At 43.9% G+C, this 19,639-nt stretch carries 14 protein-coding genes; 2 read left to right on the forward strand and 12 right to left on the reverse strand.

Features of this window, described 5'->3' with window-relative positions; translation table 11 throughout:
• The first annotated feature begins 47 nt into the window (after positions 1-47).
• Together modF and SNR28_RS23815 are read left to right on the forward strand one after the other, a co-directional pair.
• Positions 48-1,499 (forward strand): molybdate ABC transporter ATP-binding protein ModF, encoded by a 1,452-nt coding sequence (modF, locus tag SNR28_RS23810; protein ID WP_375751363.1) that lies wholly within the window; start codon positions 48-50, stop codon positions 1,497-1,499.
• A gap of 124 nt (positions 1,500-1,623) precedes the next feature.
• Entirely contained in the window at positions 1,624-3,264 is a 1,641-nt protein-coding gene (locus SNR28_RS23815; protein WP_375751364.1) for a tetratricopeptide repeat protein, read from the forward strand.
• Between the two features lie 2 nt (positions 3,265-3,266).
• On the opposite strand, the gene SNR28_RS23820 is transcribed toward SNR28_RS23815, so the two are convergent.
• The 12 genes from SNR28_RS23820 to murC form a co-directional block, all read right to left on the reverse strand.
• Positions 3,267-3,722, reverse strand: coding sequence for an NUDIX pyrophosphatase (locus SNR28_RS23820; RefSeq protein ID WP_375751365.1), 456 nt, complete (start codon positions 3,720-3,722; stop codon positions 3,267-3,269).
• Position 3,723: 1 nt separating this feature from the next.
• Complete coding sequence (locus tag SNR28_RS23825) at positions 3,724-4,134, reverse strand: VOC family protein (RefSeq protein ID WP_375751366.1); 411 nt, start codon at positions 4,132-4,134, stop codon at positions 3,724-3,726.
• A 132-nt stretch (positions 4,135-4,266) separates the two neighbouring features.
• Positions 4,267-7,497, reverse strand: a complete 3,231-nt coding sequence (gene carB / locus SNR28_RS23830) for a carbamoyl-phosphate synthase large subunit (RefSeq protein WP_375751367.1) — start codon at positions 7,495-7,497, stop codon at positions 4,267-4,269.
• Between the two features lie 15 nt (positions 7,498-7,512).
• Positions 7,513-8,652, reverse strand: a complete 1,140-nt coding sequence (gene carA, locus SNR28_RS23835) for a glutamine-hydrolyzing carbamoyl-phosphate synthase small subunit (protein ID WP_375751368.1) — start codon at positions 8,650-8,652, stop codon at positions 7,513-7,515.
• Between the two features lie 511 nt (positions 8,653-9,163).
• On the reverse strand, positions 9,164-9,973 hold the full coding sequence (gene dapB, locus SNR28_RS23840; protein WP_375751369.1) for a 4-hydroxy-tetrahydrodipicolinate reductase: 810 nt from the start codon (positions 9,971-9,973) through the stop codon (positions 9,164-9,166).
• 86 nt (positions 9,974-10,059) lie between these two features.
• Positions 10,060-10,458, reverse strand: coding sequence for an 8-oxo-dGTP diphosphatase MutT (gene mutT, locus SNR28_RS23845; protein WP_375751370.1), 399 nt, complete (start codon positions 10,456-10,458; stop codon positions 10,060-10,062).
• Positions 10,459-10,532: 74 nt separating this feature from the next.
• Positions 10,533-13,265, reverse strand: a complete 2,733-nt coding sequence (gene secA / locus SNR28_RS23850) for a preprotein translocase subunit SecA (protein WP_375751371.1) — start codon at positions 13,263-13,265, stop codon at positions 10,533-10,535.
• A gap of 432 nt (positions 13,266-13,697) precedes the next feature.
• Positions 13,698-14,615, reverse strand: a complete 918-nt coding sequence (gene lpxC / locus SNR28_RS23855; protein WP_375751372.1) for a UDP-3-O-acyl-N-acetylglucosamine deacetylase — start codon at positions 14,613-14,615, stop codon at positions 13,698-13,700.
• A 98-nt stretch (positions 14,616-14,713) separates the two neighbouring features.
• Positions 14,714-15,946 carry a cell division protein FtsZ gene (gene ftsZ / locus SNR28_RS23860; RefSeq protein WP_375751373.1) on the reverse strand — a complete coding sequence of 411 codons (1,233 nt, stop codon included), beginning with the start codon at positions 15,944-15,946 and terminating at the stop codon, positions 14,714-14,716.
• Positions 15,947-15,975: 29 nt separating this feature from the next.
• A complete protein-coding gene (ftsA, locus tag SNR28_RS23865) occupies positions 15,976-17,241 on the reverse strand; it encodes a cell division protein FtsA (RefSeq protein ID WP_375751374.1) in 1,266 nt (421 codons plus the stop codon).
• Positions 17,234-18,013 (reverse strand): cell division protein FtsQ/DivIB, encoded by a 780-nt coding sequence (locus SNR28_RS23870; RefSeq protein WP_375751375.1) that lies wholly within the window; start codon positions 18,011-18,013, stop codon positions 17,234-17,236. Before SNR28_RS23870 ends, ftsA begins: the two co-directional genes overlap by 8 nt.
• 163 nt (positions 18,014-18,176) lie before the next feature.
• Positions 18,177-19,637, reverse strand: a complete 1,461-nt coding sequence (gene murC / locus SNR28_RS23875; RefSeq protein WP_375751376.1) for a UDP-N-acetylmuramate--L-alanine ligase — start codon at positions 19,635-19,637, stop codon at positions 18,177-18,179.
• Positions 19,638-19,639: the final 2 nt, after the last annotated feature.

Raw genomic sequence — 19,639 nt, forward strand, 5'->3', positions numbered from 1 at the left:
AATTTAGAGTAAGCTTTATTCAACATAAGAATGAAAAGAGAACAGATATGGAAATCGTTTTTAATCAGCTAATTGCTAAAGCTCCTACCTATCAACTACAAGTTGAAGAATGGAAGATTGAAGAAAAGCAATCTTGGGGAATCTTTAGTACAGACGGTGATATTGGCTCACTACTAGGGGATCTTCTTTGCGAGTCTTATCCGGTAGAAGCGGGTTCCTTTTCTGTTACCAGCGACAAAATGGCACAGGTTTCTCTTGTTGAACAACAGCGCTTATTAGAAGCCGAAATTGCCAAAGACGACACCGACTTTCTGGATCGAATTGATACTGGTAGTACTGTACTTTCTTTAGTTAGTGAGCAATGTAATGATGAATCGCTGGTCTTATCACTTATTGAAGAACTGGATCTTTCCCACCTAAAAGATTCGGGATTCAGAGTTCTGTCCACAGGTGAAACGCGCAGGGTCATGCTGGCAAGAGCATTAGCCACCAACCCAGAACTTGTAGTACTGGATGAACCCTTTGCGGGTCTGGATATAAAACACAGAAAGTCTTTGGCTGAATACCTGAAAAAGCTTTCGCAAGAAATTCAAATGGTAGTGATTGTTTCTCGGGAAGAAGACATGCCAGAATGGATTACAAACATTGCACTCTTCAGCAGAGGAAGGCTAGAAGAACAAATGGATAAATCTGACTGGGATAGTCACCCAATAATATCTCAGCTTAAGAAGCAATCTCAGGAACAGAGCGAGCAGATAATGTCACTCGTTCGTCGTCACCGGCATCAGGCTAAATTTGATAACCCCGTATTTCAACTTACTGAAGGAAGAGTTGCGTACACGGATAAGGTCATATTTTCAGGAATTGACTGGCGTATTGATAATGGTCAGCACTGGCAGGTTAAAGGACCAAATGGCTGCGGTAAGAGCACCCTGCTCGGAATGATTTTTGGTGACCACCCTCAATGCTACAGCAACAACATTCAGATATTTGGCAAGCAACGAGGTAGTGGCGAGACTATATGGGAAATAAAGAAACACATAGGGATGGTTTCGTCTTCACTCCATCTTCAATATCGGGTCAACTGCAATGCTTTAGACGTAATATTATCCGGTTTTTATGACTCCATCGGTTTATATCAAAAACCATCAAAACAGGAAACCGAAGTAGCAAAGGAGTGGCTGGACATCCTGCATATGAGCCACTTTAAAAACACGCCTTTCAAGCAATTAGAATATGGACAACAAAGGTTACTCTTGATTGCCAGAGCCATCGTAAAACAACCAACATTATTAATTCTGGATGAACCTTATCAAGGACTCGATTTCTTAGGGAGAAGACTAGTGAAAAATACTTTGGAAATGATAGCGACCGAAAACCTAAGTCAACTCCTGTATGTTTCCCATTATGAAGACGATGCTCTAGAAAGCATAAAGAACCATCTGGAGTTTGTTACAGAAAATAACTACGACGGCTACAGAGCTATAATCAAAAATTAGCGTTATCAAATATACCCTCGATTTTGGAATGAAGCGCCGATTTTTTGCTCTATATTGTCGCTTTTGATAAAAAATTTATATATACCGCTGCGTATAAATAAAAACCAAAACAAAATAAAGCTAGATGAAATCGTTCAGTGAAGCCTGTGTTCTTATTCTCAATCGTTCGACAACAACTGCAGAGAACTTAAAGAAGTTATTAATACTTCTGGGCTTCAAAGAACATCAAATTTATTCCAGCTACTCTCCCGAAGCCGCAGTCGGTGCATATTTCCCTGTAAAATTTGACCTTGTTGTCAGCGAGCACCTTTTCCCTAATTCATTACTGACATCTGTAGAAGTTGCTTCAGAAATGAAAGAAAAGAATATGGTTTGCCGCAACGTAACATTTGTTGTGTTCAGCGATAAACCCATTCCATCGCAAGGGGTTAATTCTGAAGTAGATGAAGTCATTGTTTTACAAGGTCCAGATTTTGCTTCCTTGAAGGCCGCAACCAAAAGGATTCGCGCTGCATTTATATCCCGACAAAAAATAAGTTTAATTGGTCTTGCTAGTGACAATGAGCCATTGGGTGAATTATTGAGCAAGTGTAATGAGGTGGAAATCAAGTACCCAGAGCTGTTCTATCCAATCCAGAAGTACAGAGGCGGCTTTTTTTCCGCGCATGGGATGCACGATGTTACTGTTAATTTGTATCGCTCGATGATCTCCCGACTCGACAAGAATACGGATAGTAGTTGGTTATATGAAGTTCTCATCTCTGCTCTCATCAATAATGGTCAAACTGACGAAGCCGAAAAAACATTTCAACGTATTTCATCCAATGGTAATTCTCTGCCACCGGGATTGATAGAAGCTCAAGCCCAGATTCTATTGTCCAAGTCTGACGTAGCTGGTGCTATAAATACATATGAATTACTCGCTAACCAGATAACTCTAGATGTAAACAGGCTGAGACTTTTGGGTCACATGTATTTGTTTGTTAAGAAGTTTGAAAAGTGCCTCGAAAGCTACTTACAGGCAGTTCAAATTGCAGAAGGAACCCGACGGACCAAACTGGATAACCAGCTCCTGTATATAAGAGCATTGCTTTATGTAAGGAGTAACTGCAGAGATGCTCAGGCAGCTTACAGAAAGAAGTTTGAGCTAGAAGTTAATAAAATAGAGAAGCGAAAATATACGCTCGAAGACAAAGTAAAACTGTCAATTATTGAGCTTCATGCTTTAGTTTTTAAAGGTCGCCTACCCGAAGCGTTAAGAATGATCTCAGACATCATTCCTATCATCGGAAAAGTAGATTCCTCAACGAAAGCGCACTTCCTTTCTATCTTAGACGATCTGATGCTCGTAAAAGAATTTGCCTATGTCTATCAAAAGATAGATAACAGAGACGATCAGGCTTCAGGTATGGAAAAGGAGATCAATAGGAAGCTTATTGAGCAAAGGAAAAAAGAACACCAACTCAGGTGCTCTCAAAGCAATAAAATCGCTCTAAAGGCTGAAAAGGAGATGGAACAAGGTTTGTTAAAGCAAGCGTGTCAAACCTGCTTGAGTGGTTATTACCTCTACCCTTACAGCGAACGTATCGGTCTCAATTTGCTTGATATACTTGCCAAAACCCGACCTGATAATATGGGCTCGAAACAGATTGCGACACTAATTACATCCGTCAATAAAACAGTACTGCCATTTCTTAAAAAAGATTCTGACAAAAGAGAAAAAGCAGAAAAAGCTGTCAAACTGGTGTATGAGGAGTACGCCTGACGCTACTCGGATATATTCACCTTGTAGAGATTATTTATTGGCTTATCGACAAAGTAAGACCAAACGTGCCTATAGACATCATGCTGGTTAGGAAATGGTGTTAGTTCGATGGCTTCCTCAAGACTGCACCACTTATATTCTGTATGCTCTTCGTTTAACGTCACTTCTTGATTTGGTGGGCATAACACTGTAAACACTGGAATCAGTTCAATAACGTTCACGTTCGCTTCGTAAAACTGTTCAATACACTGGCCATTGTATAGAGAAGTCACTTTGATGCCTGTCTCTTCATCAAACTCCCGGATTATTGCCTGCCAGCCAGTCTCATCATTTTCAATTGATCCTGCCACATGACACCAGTAGCCCCCTTTGACCCTTTTCATCAACAGCATTTTTGTTTCTCCATCAATTTCAGACAGAGCAACTCCAGCAACGATAGAAGTGTTTAGCGGTATCATATTAGGCTTCCTTTTCTTTAGCGTACTCAGCTGATCCACAAGCAATTTCCCATAGATGGCCATCGGGATCAGAAAAATAACCAGAAAATCCACCCCAAAATACTGGCTGACCCTGCTTAACGATTATACCGCCCTGCTCTTCAGCTTTGCTTAGCAATTCTATGACTTCTTTAGAGGATGAAACATTGTGAGCCAGTGTAATACCAGAAAAACCATTTCCTTCTGCTGGAATACCAATGTCTTTAGCAAGCTCACTTTTAGGAAACAGAGCCAGCTCTGGTCCATCAAGATCGAAAAAGATGATTTCTTCGGATTGATAATCCGTTCGTTTTAACCCGAGAACTGATTCATAAAAGTTAGCAGAGCGTTCTAAAGAATCAACGCCAAGAGTCAGGATAGATAACTTACGCATAGAGCTTCCTAGCAGAGCCATTCACACACTTAAGAAAATACAGTATGCAGCATCTAACTGCCTGATGAAAAGCAAAAAAGGGAGAAAGCCTAAGCTCTCTCCCTTTCAATTTAGCCATTAAGTAAAGCTAGCTTACGCCAGACTTTCTTTCACTTTAGCATGTAGCTCTTGTACAGAAGTCACTGAGTTACGAGCATCAGCAGTATGAGCCATACATGCAGCAAACGCAGCATTTAGCGTAGTAGTGTAGTTCACCTTCTCAGCCAGAGCACCACGACGAAGCACTTTAGAATCTTCGATAGCCTGACGGCCAGCCGTTGTGTTGATGATGTAGGTATATTCATTGTTCTTGATACGGTCAAGAATATGAGGTCGACCTTCATGAACCTTGTTCACAAGACGAGGGTTAATACCCGCTTCACCAAGGATAACCGCAGTACCGTGTGTAGCATCTAACTGGTAACCCAGCTTAGTTAGCTTAGAAGCAAGGTCAACAACACGCTGCTTGTCATCATTGCGAACAGATAACAGTGCACGACCACCCTCTGGATATACATTCCCACAACCTAGCTCTGCTTTCGCGTAAGCTTCCGCAAAAGTTGCACCAACACCCATTACTTCACCAGTAGAACGCATTTCAGGGCCAAGTAGCGGGTCAACACCCGGGAACTTGTTGAATGGCAGAACCACTTCTTTAACTGAGTAGTACGGAGGAATAATCTCTTTAGTGAAGCCCTGAGACTCAAGAGTCTGACCAGCCATAACTCGCGCTGCGATCTTAGCAAGTGGAGCACCAGTTGCCTTAGATACAAACGGAACCGTACGCGCTGCACGTGGGTTCACCTCAATCAGGTAAACTTCGTTATCTTTCACCGCAAACTGAGTATTCATCAGACCGCGTACACCCAGTTCAAAAGCAAGCTTCTCAACCTGAGTACGCATCTCATCCTGAATTTCCTGGCTTAGCGTATAAGCCGGAAGTGAACATGCAGAGTCACCGGAGTGAACACCCGCCTGCTCAATGTGCTCCATGATGCCACCGATAACTACGCGTTCACCATCACAGATAGCGTCGATATCTACTTCCGTTGCATCATCAAGGAAACGGTCCAGAAGAACCGGAGACTCATTAGATACGCTTACTGCTTCGTTAAAGTAACGACGCAGGTCCGCTTCGTCATATACGATTTCCATCGCACGACCACCTAGTACATAGGATGGACGTACAACCAGTGGGAAACCAATCTCTTTAGACTTTTCAACAGCCTGTTCGAGAGCTGTTACTGTTGCGTTTTCTGGCTGTTTAAGACCAAGACGGTCTACCGCAGACTGGAAGCGCTCACGGTCTTCTGCACGATCAATTGCATCCGGGCTAGTACCAATGATTGGCACACCAGCAGCTTCAAGAGAACGTGCCAGTTTCAGTGGAGTCTGACCACCATACTGAACGATAACCCCTTTTGGCTTCTCGACACGAACGATTGAAAGTACATCTTCCAGAGTTACTGGTTCGAAGTACAGACGATCAGAGGTGTCGTAATCGGTAGAAACGGTTTCAGGGTTACAGTTAACCATGATGGTTTCGTAGCCATCTTCACGTAGCGCAAGAGATGCGTGTACACAGCAGTAGTCAAATTCAATACCCTGACCGATACGGTTTGGACCACCGCCCAGAACCATGATCTTGTCTTTATCTGTTGGGTTAGCTTCACACTCTTCATCATAAGAAGAGTACATGTAAGCAGTATCAGAAGAAAATTCCGCAGCACAGGTATCAACACGCTTGTATACAGGGTGGATATTGAACTGCTCGCGAGAACGGCGAATTTCGCTTTCTGCAATACCAAGCAAGTCCGACAGACGAGCATCAGAGAAGCCTTTGCGCTTAAGCTTACGCAGCATGGCTTCGTTCAAACCTGCATAACCGCCCGCTTTAATTTCTTCTTCTAGTTTAATCAGCTCTTCAATCTGAACCAGGAACCAGCGATCAATCTGAGTCAGGTTAAATACACCGTCTACAGACATGCCAGCACGAAATGCATCCGCTACGTACCAAATACGCTCTGCACCAGCTTCTTTTAGCTCGTGACGAATTTTTGTCAGAGCATCTGGTGCGTCAAGGTCGACCATTGGGTCGAAACCGTTCACGCCAACTTCAAGGCCACGCAGTGCTTTTTGAAGAGATTCTTGTTGGTTACGGCCAATCGCCATAACTTCACCCACTGACTTCATCTGGGTAGTCAGTCGGTCGTTTGCACCAGCGAATTTCTCGAAGTTAAAGCGAGGAATCTTAGTTACTACGTAGTCGATAGTTGGCTCGAATGAAGCTGGAGTCGCGCCACCAGTGATGTCGTTCATCAGTTCATCAAGCGTAAAACCAACTGCAAGTTTTGCCGCTACTTTTGCAATCGGGAAGCCTGTTGCTTTTGATGCAAGAGCAGAAGAGCGGGATACACGAGGGTTCATCTCGATGATAACCATACGGCCATCTTTCGGGTTGATACCAAACTGTACGTTTGAACCACCCGTCTCAACACCGATTTCACGCAGTACTGCCAGCGATGCGTTACGCATCAACTGGTACTCTTTATCAGTTAGAGTCTGAGCCGGTGCTACTGTGATTGAGTCACCAGTGTGGATACCCATCGGGTCGAAGTTTTCGATAGAACATACGATGATACAGTTGTCCGCTTTGTCGCGAACCACTTCCATCTCGTACTCTTTCCAGCCGATTAGAGATTCGTCGATAAGAAGCTCATTGGTAGGAGAAAGATCCAAACCGCGGCGACAGATCTCTTCGAACTCTTCTTTGTTATAAGCGATACCACCACCGGTACCACCCATCGTAAATGAAGGACGGATAATACATGGGAAGCCGACCATATCCAGTACTTTGTAGGCTTCTTCCATGGTTTTCGCAGTATCAGCGCGAGGACACTCTAGGCCGATAGACTTCATAGCAGCGTCGAAGCGAGAACGGTCTTCTGCTTTATCAATAGCATCAGCCGTTGCACCGATCATCTCTACACCGAACTCTTCAAGTACACCCTGCTTTTCAAGCTCTAGCGCACAGTTAAGAGCCGTCTGACCCCCCATTGTCGGTAGCACTGCATCCGGACGCTCTTTTTCAATAATCTTACGTACAACTTCCCAGTGAATTGGCTCGATGTAAGTCGCATCTGCCATTTCAGGGTCAGTCATAATCGTTGCAGGGTTTGAGTTTACCAGGATTACTCGGTAACCCTCTTCACGAAGCGCTTTACACGCCTGCGCACCTGAGTAGTCAAACTCACACGCCTGACCGATAACAATCGGGCCAGCACCAAGTATTAGAATACTTTTAATGTCATTACGTTTTGGCATTCTCTACGGCTCCAATTAAGCTTTGTGCTGTTGAATTAGTTCAATAAAGTGGTCGAATAATGGCGCTGCATCATGTGGACCCGGGCTCGCCTCTGGGTGACCCTGAAAGCTGAACGCAGGCTTGTCTGTACGGTGGATACCTTGTAGAGAACCATCAAACAGAGACTTATGCGTTGCCCTCAGGTTCGCAGGTAAAGTCTCTTCATCCGCAGCAAAACCGTGGTTCTGAGAAGTTATCATTACTACTTCGCGATCCAAGTCTTTAACCGGGTGGTTAGCACCGTGATGACCAAACTTCATTTTCACTGTCTGTGCACCAGATGCCAGAGCAAGGATCTGGTGGCCAAGACAAATACCAAAGATAGGCAGACCTTTTTCAAGGAACACTTTTGTTGCTTCAATAGCGTATGTACAAGGTTCCGGGTCACCAGGGCCATTAGACAGGAAGACACCGTCTGGATTCATAGCCAATACATCTTCTGCACTTGTTTGTGCAGGAACCACTGTCAGGCGACAACCACGGTCAACCAACATGCGCAAAATATTACGCTTGGCACCGAAATCATAAGCCACAACATGATAAGGAAGTTCGCTGTCGTCTTTCGCTTCTGGCAGACCACCAGTTAGCGTCCATGAACCTTGTTTCCATGGGTAAGCTTCTTTAGTTGTCACTTCTTTTGCTAAGTCCATTCCCTTAAGGCCTGGGAACTCTTTTGCTTTAGCTAGTGCCAACGCTTCATCGATGTTAGTACCTGCCACGATACAACCGTTTTGTGCACCTTTTTCACGAAGAATACGCGTTAGCTTACGCGTGTCGATATCTGCTATACCTACGATATTCTGTGACTTAAGGTAATCAGAAAGGGATTGCTCGTTACGGAAGTTAGAAGCGATTAAAGGAAGATCACGAATCACAAGGCCTTGTGCATGAATAGATGAGGATTCTTCATCTTCGGAGTTTGTTCCGGTGTTGCCAATGTGAGGATAAGTAAGGGTTACGATTTGTTGTGAATAGGAAGGATCAGTGAGGATTTCTTGGTACCCCGTCATTGAGGTATTAAAAACGACTTCACCAACGGCAGTTCCATCCGCGCCTATGGATGCTCCGTGGAATACTGTCCCGTCTTCAAGGACTAGCAGTGCTGACTTACTCAAGACAACCTCCAGAATAAAAATGCATAAATTGTGTATTAATTTGCAATTCTACCTTCCTTTTAGCCATAAAAAAATAGCTTTACGGAATTTAGATAAACGGCGGCATTCTACGTAGTAGTGTGATTTATGTCAACAAACATTCTTATTTAAATATTCATTTATAGCAATCACAATTAAGTTTCAAACAAAAAGCCCCAAAAACCATACTAAACATAGTCCAATTAACATAGATATTGTACAAAGCACCATTTGCGGGAGAATTAGCTTACAATTTGTCTCGCCAACTTTTAAACCCCAACGAGCAAACGTTAAAATACAAATTAAACCACAACTTAACGCCAACAAAGAAAAAATAAGCAACCAAACAGTCAAAACCATAACTAAAATACATGATTTCGACTTAAATACGATTAGTTAATTTATAGGACACAGGGGAGAGAAAGGCAAATGCGTCAAGCATTCCTGACGCATAAATATGTAAATCGGTGAAATTATTTTTTAACGTGTGGGTTTAAAGCTCATCAAGTCCAAGTACTTCTGTCATAGTATAGAAGCCAGGTTCCTTGTCGTTTAGCCAGATTGCAGCTTTAACAGCACCATTGGCAAAAGTCATACGATCGGTAGCTTTATGAGTAATCTCTACACGCTCCCCGATATCGGCAAACATTGCAGTATGTTCACCCACGATATCTCCGGCACGAATAGTAGCAAAACCAATTTCATCTTTAGTACGTTCGCCAGTTATCCCTTCACGAGCGTAAACTGCTACATCACTTAGTTCATTGCCCATTGCTGTAGCAATTGCTTCCCCCATACCAATTGCAGTACCCGAAGGTGCATCAACTTTATGGCGGTGATGTGCTTCGACTATTTCTATATCCGTGTAATCACCCATTACTTTGGCAGCCTTTTCAAGCAACTTAAAGACCAGATTTACACCCACACTGTAGTTTGGAGCAAGCACCAGCGGGATAGATTTTGCAGCCTCATCAATCTGAAGTTTCTCTTCTTCTGAGAATCCAGTAGTACCGATAACGATTTTTTTATTGTGTTGCTTACAAAGCTCTATGTTCGCAAGTGTACTTACCGGTGCCGTAAAATCGATAATCACATCAAAGTTATCGATGCTCTTCTCAAGGCTATCTACAAGAGATACTTCAAAATGCCCTTCTCCACACAGCTCGCCAATATCGACACCAATAAGAGACGACTCTGGACGTTCCGAGCCAGCGCCAACAGATGAATGTGGATTGTGGTGGGTTGCTTTGACCAGATTACGGCCCATGCGGCCTGCAGCTCCTGCGATCGCAATTCTTACCATTGCGTTATTCTCCATTTTCAGGGGTATGAAATTTATTCTATCTAAAGTAATAAAAAAGGTGAGACGCGTAAACATCTCACCTGCTTTTATTCATATTCTTTTATTACCCGATGCAAAATTGGCACGTTGGCTTCGGGAAAGTCGTAATCTACTAGCTTAGGAATAGCTACCCACTCTCCTTTTTGCCCCTCTTTACCATAAGGAGTATTGGAGAACTCAGTAACTACGTAGAAATCAAACATGAGTGACTTATCCGGATAATCATGAGTAAGCGCTTCAAAGTGATGCAGTGCCGTTACTTCAATACCAATTTCTTCAAATAACTCACGCACAGTAGCTTGCTCTGCCGTTTCTCCTGCTTCTACTTTGCCGCCAGGAAATTCCCACAACCCGCCTTTATGTGCTTTGTCCGGTCTCTTCGTGATAAAAACTTTATCTCTGGATTCGTTAAGAATAATAGCGGCAGCGATATGAACTCTTTTCATTATTTTGATTCCATAAAAAAGCCTACCAACTTTTACAAGCTAATAGGCTTATATCTTCTGTCAGTAAACCTTATTTAACTAAGCTTACCGTGACATTGCTTGTATTTCTTACCTGAGCCACAAGGACAAGGATCGTTACGACCGACCTTTTCTCCTTCACGTACAACAGGTCGCTGCGGTGCATTTTGGCCTTGCTCTTGCTCACCATCATCAAGCTGGTTTTCAGCCGCCTGGTGTTGGAACTGCTGACGACGTGCAGCTTCTTCCGCCTGAGCACGACGCTGTGCTTCCATACGCTCAACTTCTTCTTGTTGCTGAACTCGAACCTTACTCAGGATCTGGATAACATCAAACTTCAGTGTCTCAAGCAAATTCTCAAACAGTTCAAACGACTCGCGCTTGTACTCTTGCTTAGGGTTCTTCTGTGCGTAACCACGTAGATGAATACCCTGGCGGAGGTGATCCATTGCCGCAAGGTGCTCTTTCCATAGGTTGTCGAGTGTTTGCAGCATCACTGATTTTTCAAAGTTACGCAGAACCTGTTCACCTACAGTCTCTTCTTTACCTTTGTATACAGCAACCGCTTGTTCCAGAATCTTTTCACGAAGCGCTTCTTCATAAAGCTTGTCGTCTTCATCCAGCCATGCCTGAACCGGCGCATCCAGATCAAAGTCATTCTTCAGACGCTCTTCAAGGCCGGCAACATCCCACATTTCTTCCAGAGACTGTGGCGGGATATACTCATCAACAACCGATGCAAACACATCTTCACGGTTATGAGTAATCATTTCGCTGATGTCATCTACGCTCATCAGTTCATCACGCAGTTCGTAAACGACTTTACGCTGATCGTTAGCTACGTCGTCAAACTCAAGAAGCTGCTTACGAATATCGAAGTTACGACCTTCAACTTTACGCTGTGCTTTTTCGATAGAGCGGGAAAGCATACGACTTTCAATCGCTTCACCTTCATCCATACCACTCTGGATAAGTCCAGCCATTCGGTCTGATGTAAAGATACGAAGTAGCGAATCTTCCATAGACAGGTAGAAACGAGAAGAACCTGCATCACCCTGACGACCAGAACGACCACGTAGCTGGTTATCGATACGACGAGATTCGTGACGCTCTGTACCAATAATATGCAGACCACCCGATTCTAGTACCGCATCGTGACGAACCTGCCAGTCTTCTTTGATCTTAGCAACTTGTTCATCAGAATGGTTTTCAAGCTTAGCGACTTCTGCCTGCCAGCTACCACCTAGCACGATATCTGTACCACGACCAGCCATGTTGGTTGCGATAGTTACTGCAGACGACGCACCAGCGTTTGCTACGATGTCCGCTTCTTGTTCGTGGAACTTGGCATTAAGTACGTTGTGCTTAATTTTCGCTTTCTTCAGTGCGTTAGATAGAAGCTCTGACTTCTCAATAGAAACAGTACCAACAAGAATTGGCTGACCTTTGGCTACACGCTCTTTGATATCTTCGATGATTGCGTTGAATTTTTCAGCTTCAGTACGGTAAACCACATCCGCCATATCATCACGAATCATTGGCTTGTTTGTTGGGATAACTACCGTTTCCAGGCCGTAAATAGACTGAAATTCGAATGCTTCCGTATCTGCGGTACCTGTCATACCAGACAGTTTTTCATACAAACGGAAGTAGTTCTGGAACGTAATCGATGCAAGAGTCTGGTTTTCGTTCTGAATCTTAACGCCTTCTTTAGCTTCAACAGCTTGGTGAAGACCTTCAGACCAACGACGACCTGGCATAGTACGACCAGTATGTTCGTCAACGATAATCACTTCGCCATCTTTAACGATGTAATCAACGTCTCTTTCAAATAGTACGTGCGCACGAAGTGCAGCATTAACATGGTGAAGAAGGCTAATGTTAGCCGGTGAGTAAAGCGTATCGCCCTCTTCCATCAGACCATTCTTAGTCAAAAGCTCTTCAACAAACTCCTGACCAGTTTCAGTAAGGTGAACCTGCTTGGACTTCTCATCTACTGTGTAGTGACCATCACCGCGATACTCTTCTGAGTCTTCTTGATCTTGTTTTTCAAGGCTAGGGATCAGCGTGTTAATACGAGTGTATAGCTCCGAGCTATCTTCTGCCGGACCAGAAATGATCAGTGGAGTACGAGCTTCATCGATAAGGATGGAGTCAACTTCATCGACAACCGCAAAGAAACGGTCGCGTTGAACGCGATCCTCATTTCTGAAGGCCATGTTGTCACGAAGGTAGTCAAAACCGAATTCGTTGTTTGTACCGTAAAGAACATCACAACGGTATGCAGCTTGTTTCTCTGGTGGAGCCATATTTGGCACGTTCACACCAACGGTCATGCCAAGGAACTCAAATAGTGGGCGGTTGGTTTCCGCATCTCGCTTCGCAAGATAGTCGTTCACTGTTACGATGTGAACACCTTTACTTGGAAGTGCATTAAGGTAAGCAGGTAATGTTGCTGTAAGTGTTTTACCTTCACCAGTACGCATCTCTGCAATCTGGCCATTGTTTAAAACCATGCCACCAATCAGCTGAACATCAAAGTGACGCATACCATATACGCGCTTAGAGGCTTCTCTTACTGTAGCGAAAGCTTCTGGTAGTAACTGATCAAGAGTTTCACCTTTCTCAAGGCGCTCACGAAACTCAACTGTTTTAGCTTTTAGCTCTTCGTCTGAAAGTGCTTCGAAGTCAGGCTCGTAGTTGTTGATCTGTTTTACAATTTTTCTTAATCGTCGCAGAGTTCTGTCATTGCGACTGCCAATTACCTTTGTCAGTAGCTTAGTTATCATTTGTTGTGAATCTCTTGTTATCTGGCTTACGTAGCCTAAAAATGCTGTCAGTCTCTATCACTAAGAATACTGAGAATAAATCCTGTGACTCTTGATATTGTGGTGAAGCGTAGAGTTTTCAAGCCTTGGTCAAAATAATGCGCCATATATTAAGGGATTATTTCATCCCCGACCATTAGGATTGCGATTAGTTTGAGCAGCCTTAAAAATTTTGTCTAATCTGCCCAATTCGCAAGCAATCTCTCATCACAAAATGCACATAAATTGGGCAATATTAAGGGAAGGGGAATGGCCGTTTTTTTCCGAAAGGTGGCAATAATGATCCTATTTAAAGAGAATTGAGCAAGAAAGATCACTCCAAAGATCCCAACTACAAAAAATAGGCAATAAAAAAGCCAGACATCATGTCTGGCTTTTTCGAAAATTAGCTTATTAAGCAAGAACCATATTTGGCTCTGCAAATGCGACTGGTGAACCAACTTCTTCTTCGAATGTTGCCCATTCCCATGCTTCTTGATTTGCCATTACAGCTCTAAGAAGCTTGTTGTTCAGACCATGACCTGATTTGAAAGCACGAAGCTCACCAACAATACTGTGGCCACCCATGTATAAATCGCCAATAGCATCTAATACTTTGTGAGTTACAAATTCATTATCAAAGCGAAGACCTTCTTCGTTCAAGATTCGGTATTCGTCCAATACGATTGCACAATCGAAGCTACCACCAAGACACAGGTTTTGTGACTGCAAGTACTCAATATCTTTCATGAAGCCAAAAGTACGCGCTCGAGAGATATCTTTAACAAATGCGTTTGAAGAGAAATCAAACAGCATGCGCTGTTCGTCTGATTCAATTGCAGGATGGTTAAAGTCTATTTCGAAGTCCATACGGAAACCGTTGTAAGGCACTAGCTCGGCCCACTTGTCACCGTCTTCTACTCGTACTGGCTTCTTGATTCGGATAAAGCGCTTTGGCGTATTAAGCACTTCAATACCAGCTGACTGGATTAGGTATACGAATGGACTCGCACTCCCGTCCATAATTGGAATCTCAGGAGCATCCACTTCGATGATTACGTTATCAACACCCATACCAGCAAGCGCTGCATTTAAGTGTTCAACCGTCGAAATTCTAACGCCTTCGTCATTAACCAGTGCTGTACATAGCATTGTATCGCGAACTGAGTCAGGATCCGCCGGAAAATCGACAGCTGGTTCCAAGTCGGTACGACGATAAATGATACCTGTATTTGCAGCTGCAGGACGCAGGGTAAGCGTAACTTTACGCCCGGAGTGTAAACCAACCCCAGTCGTTTTTACGATTTCTTTCAGAGTACGTTGTCTGATCATTTACCATGCCTCAAGTTAAGTGCTACAAATCACGGCCAGCTATGAAACCGGCCGCAGATAATATCACAAATAAGACCTCAGTCAAATTTGCCGGATTTTTAGTCAGCTTGACGACGTAAAAATGCCGGAATATCCAGGTAGCCGCTCTCCTTCTCCGTCTTAGCTGCAGCACTCTGACCGTTATTCACAGTAGAAGTTGCATTGGACGGGGCTGCCGGTTGCGGTTTTACCTCTGGTTTTTGATGCAAAGGTTGTGCCGCTTTCTCTTCAACTTTTGCAGCTGCTGGCTGTTGCGGTGCAGCTGGCTGAGCTATCTGAGGTGCTGGTTTTGGCTTAGCTGCCGAACCTGCTACCAAAGTTATCTCAGGCTTTTTGTCACTTCCGATACCAGTTGCAACAACTGTTACGCGGAATTCATCTGTCATATCTGGGTCTAGTGACGTACCGATAACTACTGTCGCGTTATCGGAAGCGAAGGCTTTAACTGTATTACCTACCGTTTCAAATTCGTCCAGACGCATATCCAGACCAGCAGTAATATTTACCAGTACGCCTCGTGCACCAGCCAAATCAATATCTTCAAGAAGTGGAGAAGAGATTGCCGCTTCAGCTGCTTCTTCTGCACGTTCTTCACCTTTAGCAACACCGCTACCCATCATTGCGTGGCCCATTTCAGACATTACTGTTCTAACGTCCGCGAAGTCCACGTTAATCATACCTGGGCGAGTGATTAGCTCAGCGATGCCCTGTACAGCGTTCTTAAGTACATCATTCGCATAACCAAAAGCTTCTAGCAAGGTTACACTGCGTCCATATACCTTTAATAATTTCTCATTTGGAATGGTGATCAAAGAATCGACATGTTTCGATAACTCTTCAATACCTTGTTCAGCAAATGCCAGACGCTTTTTGCCTTCAAATCCAAATGGCTTCGTTACTACGGCAACAGTAAGGATATTTAGTTCCTTCGCTACCTCAGCAATAACCGGAGCTGCACCTGTACCTGTACCGCCACCCATACCGGCTGCGATAAATACCATATCGGCACCAGAGATTGCTTCTTTAATCTTTTCTTTATCTTCGAGAGCTGAATCACGACCTACCTGAGGGTTTGCACCAGCACCCAGACCTTTGGTGATATCAACACCAATCTGGATTACTGAATTCACACTCGCTTTACGTAGTGCCTGTGCATCAGTGTTTACGCTAATAAAATCAACGCCTTCGATTGACTCACGAACCATGTGTTCTACAGCGTTACCGCCGCCGCCACCAACTCCAACGACTTTAATTACCGCATCGTCAGACATTTCCATCATCGGTTCAAACATGTGTTATCTCCGTTTATCCTGCTCTCAGGTTAAAACTCTTTTTGTATCCAATTACGCATTCTACTAAATAATCCAGAGAATGAGGAACTCTTTGGTTCACTATATTCACTGTCGTCATTTGTTTGACTATCTTTTGCGTAATGAAGTAATCCAACTGCCGTAGCGTGGTACGGCTCTTTAACATAATCGGTAAGCCCACTCACTTCCAGAGGCTTACCTATTCGTACTCTGTTTGCACCGAACACTCGTTCAGCACATTCAACCATGCCTTCAATCTGTGATGCCCCACCGGTTAAGACAATACCAGCAGCCAGATGGTGCTTGATATTTTCTTCTCTCAGCTTGGCCTGAACTGAATTAACTGATTGATTTATGAAACCCATCAACTCTGCATATCGGGCTTCAATGACGCCAGACAATTCCTGACGCTTTAATGTTCTTGAAGGTCGACCACCTACGCTAGGTACGTTTACTGTATCATCTTTGCTGACCAGTTCACTTAACGCACAGCCATAGCGTACCTTAATATCTTCCGCATCACCAACTGGTGTACCAAAAGCAAAGGCAATATCACTGGTGACTGCATTTCCTGCATAGGAGAATACTTCAGTATGACGTAGCGCGCCACCAGTCCAGATAGAAACATCCATGGTACCTGCGCCGATATCAACAACGCAGACACCAAGCTCTCTCTCATCTTCAGTGATAACCGCATTACTCGCAGCCAACCCAGAGAAAACCAGCTGTTCTACTTTAAGGCCACAGCGCTCTACCGCTTTAATAATGTTCCTCGCCATATCACTATGACAGGAGATAAGGTGCACACTTACTTCCATACGTACACCAGACAAACCAAGCGGATTTTTAATACCTTCTTGATAATCGATCGTAAATTCCTGAGGAATCACATGCAAAATTCGTTGCTCTTCCCCAATTTTGATCGATTTAGCCGTGTGAATAACACGGTCCATATCATCCTGGGAAACTTCTTCTTCTGAGATAGCCCCCATTCCTTTCTCTATCCGGCTTGCAATGTGTTTACCCGATAGTGAAATATAAACATTGCTGATTTTGCATTCGGCCATCATCTCGGCCTGATCAACTGCGCGTTGAACCGATTTAACTACCGATTCAAGATCGTTTACGCCACCCTTGTCCATACCTCTGGACGGGCTGCTTCCTGCGCCAAGTATATTGATCTGCCCGTCTGGTAGTAATTCACCGACAAGGGCTGATACGCTAGCTGTGCCTATATCAAGACCGACAATGATGTTATCGTCAGCAGTCTTAGTCATCTGTACTCTCTTGTGCTAAATCTTCTTCCGGAAACCACCCTATCGCAGCTCCCGTATCATACCGCAAGTCAATATAGCTAACTTGTGCAGCCTTGTTCCCTAATTGCGTATAGAGAGAAGCAAATCGATCCAACCTCTCATCTAAAGATTCTTTCCCTAACTCCAGACGTATACCATTGTCCAGAATCATCTGCCACGCTCGTCTGTCATTCAGCACCACGGAAGTGACTGAAAGTTCGAGAGAGGAAAACAGAGGAGTTACCTTTCGCCAGGTCTCTAATACTCTATGCTCACTGTCTGTAGGGCCATAAAGTTTTACTCTGTCTTCTTTTAACTGAGCTACGTCTGCTTCGAATACATCACCGTGCTCATTTAGCAATGCGTTGCCGTTCCAGATAGCCGAAGCTTTATGCTCTACCAGATAGACCTTGATAATATCCGGCCATTGTTTCCGTATTGATGCTTGTGCAACCCACGGAAGTTCGGTAATAGCCCTTTGCAGTACATTAACATCCTGAGACATAAACGTACCCAGATGGTCTAAGCTCGCCAATGCAGTTCGTACATCTTCTGGAGCGATATATTCAAGCTCACCCTGAAGCACAAGCTTTGACAGGGGTAGACGCTGTTCATCCAGCATCCAGCTTATTGTGGAATAGAGCAGAGTACCAACAGAAAGCAGAACAAAAAGCAAAAAAGCACCGCCTAAAGCGTGCTGTTTTATTCTGTTTATTGCCTGATTCGAGTCATCGATACCAACTGCACTATTCATTCTTAATTCAATATCGCTATCTTTTCGCTTTTTTATATAACTCGAAGCTTAGCAACTTTAGTCAGATTGGATTAAATCTTTTTAAAGCCATTGGAATTATACAAAGCACACACAAACTATCTACCCAAAAATGCGTAATATTAGAGAATGTGTGAGGTTTTAATTACTCAGACTTCATGTTTTTGATATCAAGCTTGAGTGAAGCTAGTTGTTTAGCGACTTTACCAACATCGCCAGCACCTTGTGTAAGTACTAAGTCATTATCTTGCATTATGTTTGCTAAAACCGATGGTAAAGCATTCATATTCGGAACAAAAATCGGATCAATCTTACCCCGACTGCGAATTGTTCTGCACAACGATCGACCATCTGCACCATTAATAGGCTTCTCTCCTGCGGAGTAAACATCGAGCATAATCAACACATCAACGTTTTCCAGCACATTCGCAAAATCATCATAAAGGTCACGAGTTCGGCTGTAACGATGAGGTTGGAAAATCATAACCAACCGCTTGTCTTCCCAACCTGCTCTTGCAGCCTGAATAGTTACATCAACTTCACTTGGGTGATGACCGTAATCATCCACCAGCATCACCTGGCCATTTCCTGTCTCAAACTCACCCAGATGTTCAAAGCGACGACCTGTCCCCTGCGTGCCAGCCATAGCTCGCAAGATAGCTTCATCGTCAATATCATCTTCTGTCGCAACGGCAATTGCAGCAGATGCATTGAGTGCATTGTGACGACCCGGGATGTTCAGCGTGATATCTAAAGCATCCTTACCTTCACGAATAACGGTAAATTTGCCCTGTTGCCCTTCCTGACGATAGTTTTCAATACGTACATCAGCATCTTCAGAGAAACCGTATGTAATGACCTGGCGGCTAATGCTAGGAATAAGTTCACGAACAACAGGATCATCAACACAAACGATCGCTTGTCCGTAAAACGGTAGATTGTGCAAAAAGTCGATAAAAGTCTGTTTTAACGTCTCAAAGTCGCCACCATAGGTTTCCATATGGTCTGCTTCAATATTTGTAACGATGCTAACCATCGGCTGTAGGTGAAGAAAAGACGCATCGCTCTCGTCTGCTTCAGCAATTAAAATTCTGCTAGAACCCAGACGTGCGTTTGTACCAGCGCTTTTTACCAATCCACCATTAACGAAGGTTGGATCAAGCCCTGCCTCTGAATAAATCTGGGTAACCAGAGCTGTCGTCGTGGTTTTTCCGTGAGTACCAGCGACAGCGATACCGTGCCTGAAGCGCATCAACTCAGCAAGCATCTCTGCTCGTCTTACTACAGGAATGCGCATCTCTTTCGCTGCGACCAATTCAGGGTTGTCCACTTTGATTGCCGTAGATACAACCACAACACTCGCTTTTTCTACATTTGATGCCTGATGACCTATGTAGACCTTCGCACCCTTGTTAGTCAGTCTTTCTGTAACTGGGTTTTCAGCAATGTCAGAACCCGTTATTTCATACCCTTCATTGAGAAGAACTTCCGCAATACCACTCATTCCGGCACCACCGATGCCTACGAAATGGATAGTCTTCACCCTGCGCATTTCTGGTACTACTGCGCGGATCTGGGAAATATTTTGGGTATGTTCAATAGTCATTC

Origin of the sequence: Vibrio iocasae (genome assembly GCF_042245395.1) — a bacterium.
Classification (GTDB): domain Bacteria; phylum Pseudomonadota; class Gammaproteobacteria; order Enterobacterales; family Vibrionaceae; genus Vibrio; species Vibrio iocasae.

Excerpts from the sequence above, each read along its gene's own strand:
- modF (WP_375751363.1), top strand. The coding sequence starts at position 48 with ATGGAAATCGTTTTTAATCAGCTAATTGCTAAAGCTCCTACCTATCAA.
- SNR28_RS23815 (WP_375751364.1), top strand. The coding sequence starts at position 1,624 with ATGAAATCGTTCAGTGAAGCCTGTGTTCTTATTCTCAATCGTTCGACA.
- SNR28_RS23820 (WP_375751365.1), bottom strand. The coding sequence starts at position 3,722 with ATGATACCGCTAAACACTTCTATCGTTGCTGGAGTTGCTCTGTCTGAA.
- SNR28_RS23825 (WP_375751366.1), bottom strand. The coding sequence starts at position 4,134 with ATGCGTAAGTTATCTATCCTGACTCTTGGCGTTGATTCTTTAGAACGC.
- carB (WP_375751367.1), bottom strand. The coding sequence starts at position 7,497 with ATGCCAAAACGTAATGACATTAAAAGTATTCTAATACTTGGTGCTGGC.
- dapB (WP_375751369.1), bottom strand. The coding sequence starts at position 9,973 with ATGGTAAGAATTGCGATCGCAGGAGCTGCAGGCCGCATGGGCCGTAAT.
- mutT (WP_375751370.1), bottom strand. The coding sequence starts at position 10,458 with ATGAAAAGAGTTCATATCGCTGCCGCTATTATTCTTAACGAATCCAGA.
- secA (WP_375751371.1), bottom strand. The coding sequence starts at position 13,265 with ATGATAACTAAGCTACTGACAAAGGTAATTGGCAGTCGCAATGACAGA.
- lpxC (WP_375751372.1), bottom strand. The coding sequence starts at position 14,615 with ATGATCAGACAACGTACTCTGAAAGAAATCGTAAAAACGACTGGGGTT.
- ftsZ (WP_375751373.1), bottom strand. The coding sequence starts at position 15,946 with ATGTTTGAACCGATGATGGAAATGTCTGACGATGCGGTAATTAAAGTC.
- ftsA (WP_375751374.1), bottom strand. The coding sequence starts at position 17,241 with ATGACTAAGACTGCTGACGATAACATCATTGTCGGTCTTGATATAGGC.
- SNR28_RS23870 (WP_375751375.1), bottom strand. The coding sequence starts at position 18,013 with ATGAATAGTGCAGTTGGTATCGATGACTCGAATCAGGCAATAAACAGA.
- murC (WP_375751376.1), bottom strand. The coding sequence starts at position 19,637 with ATGACTATTGAACATACCCAAAATATTTCCCAGATCCGCGCAGTAGTA.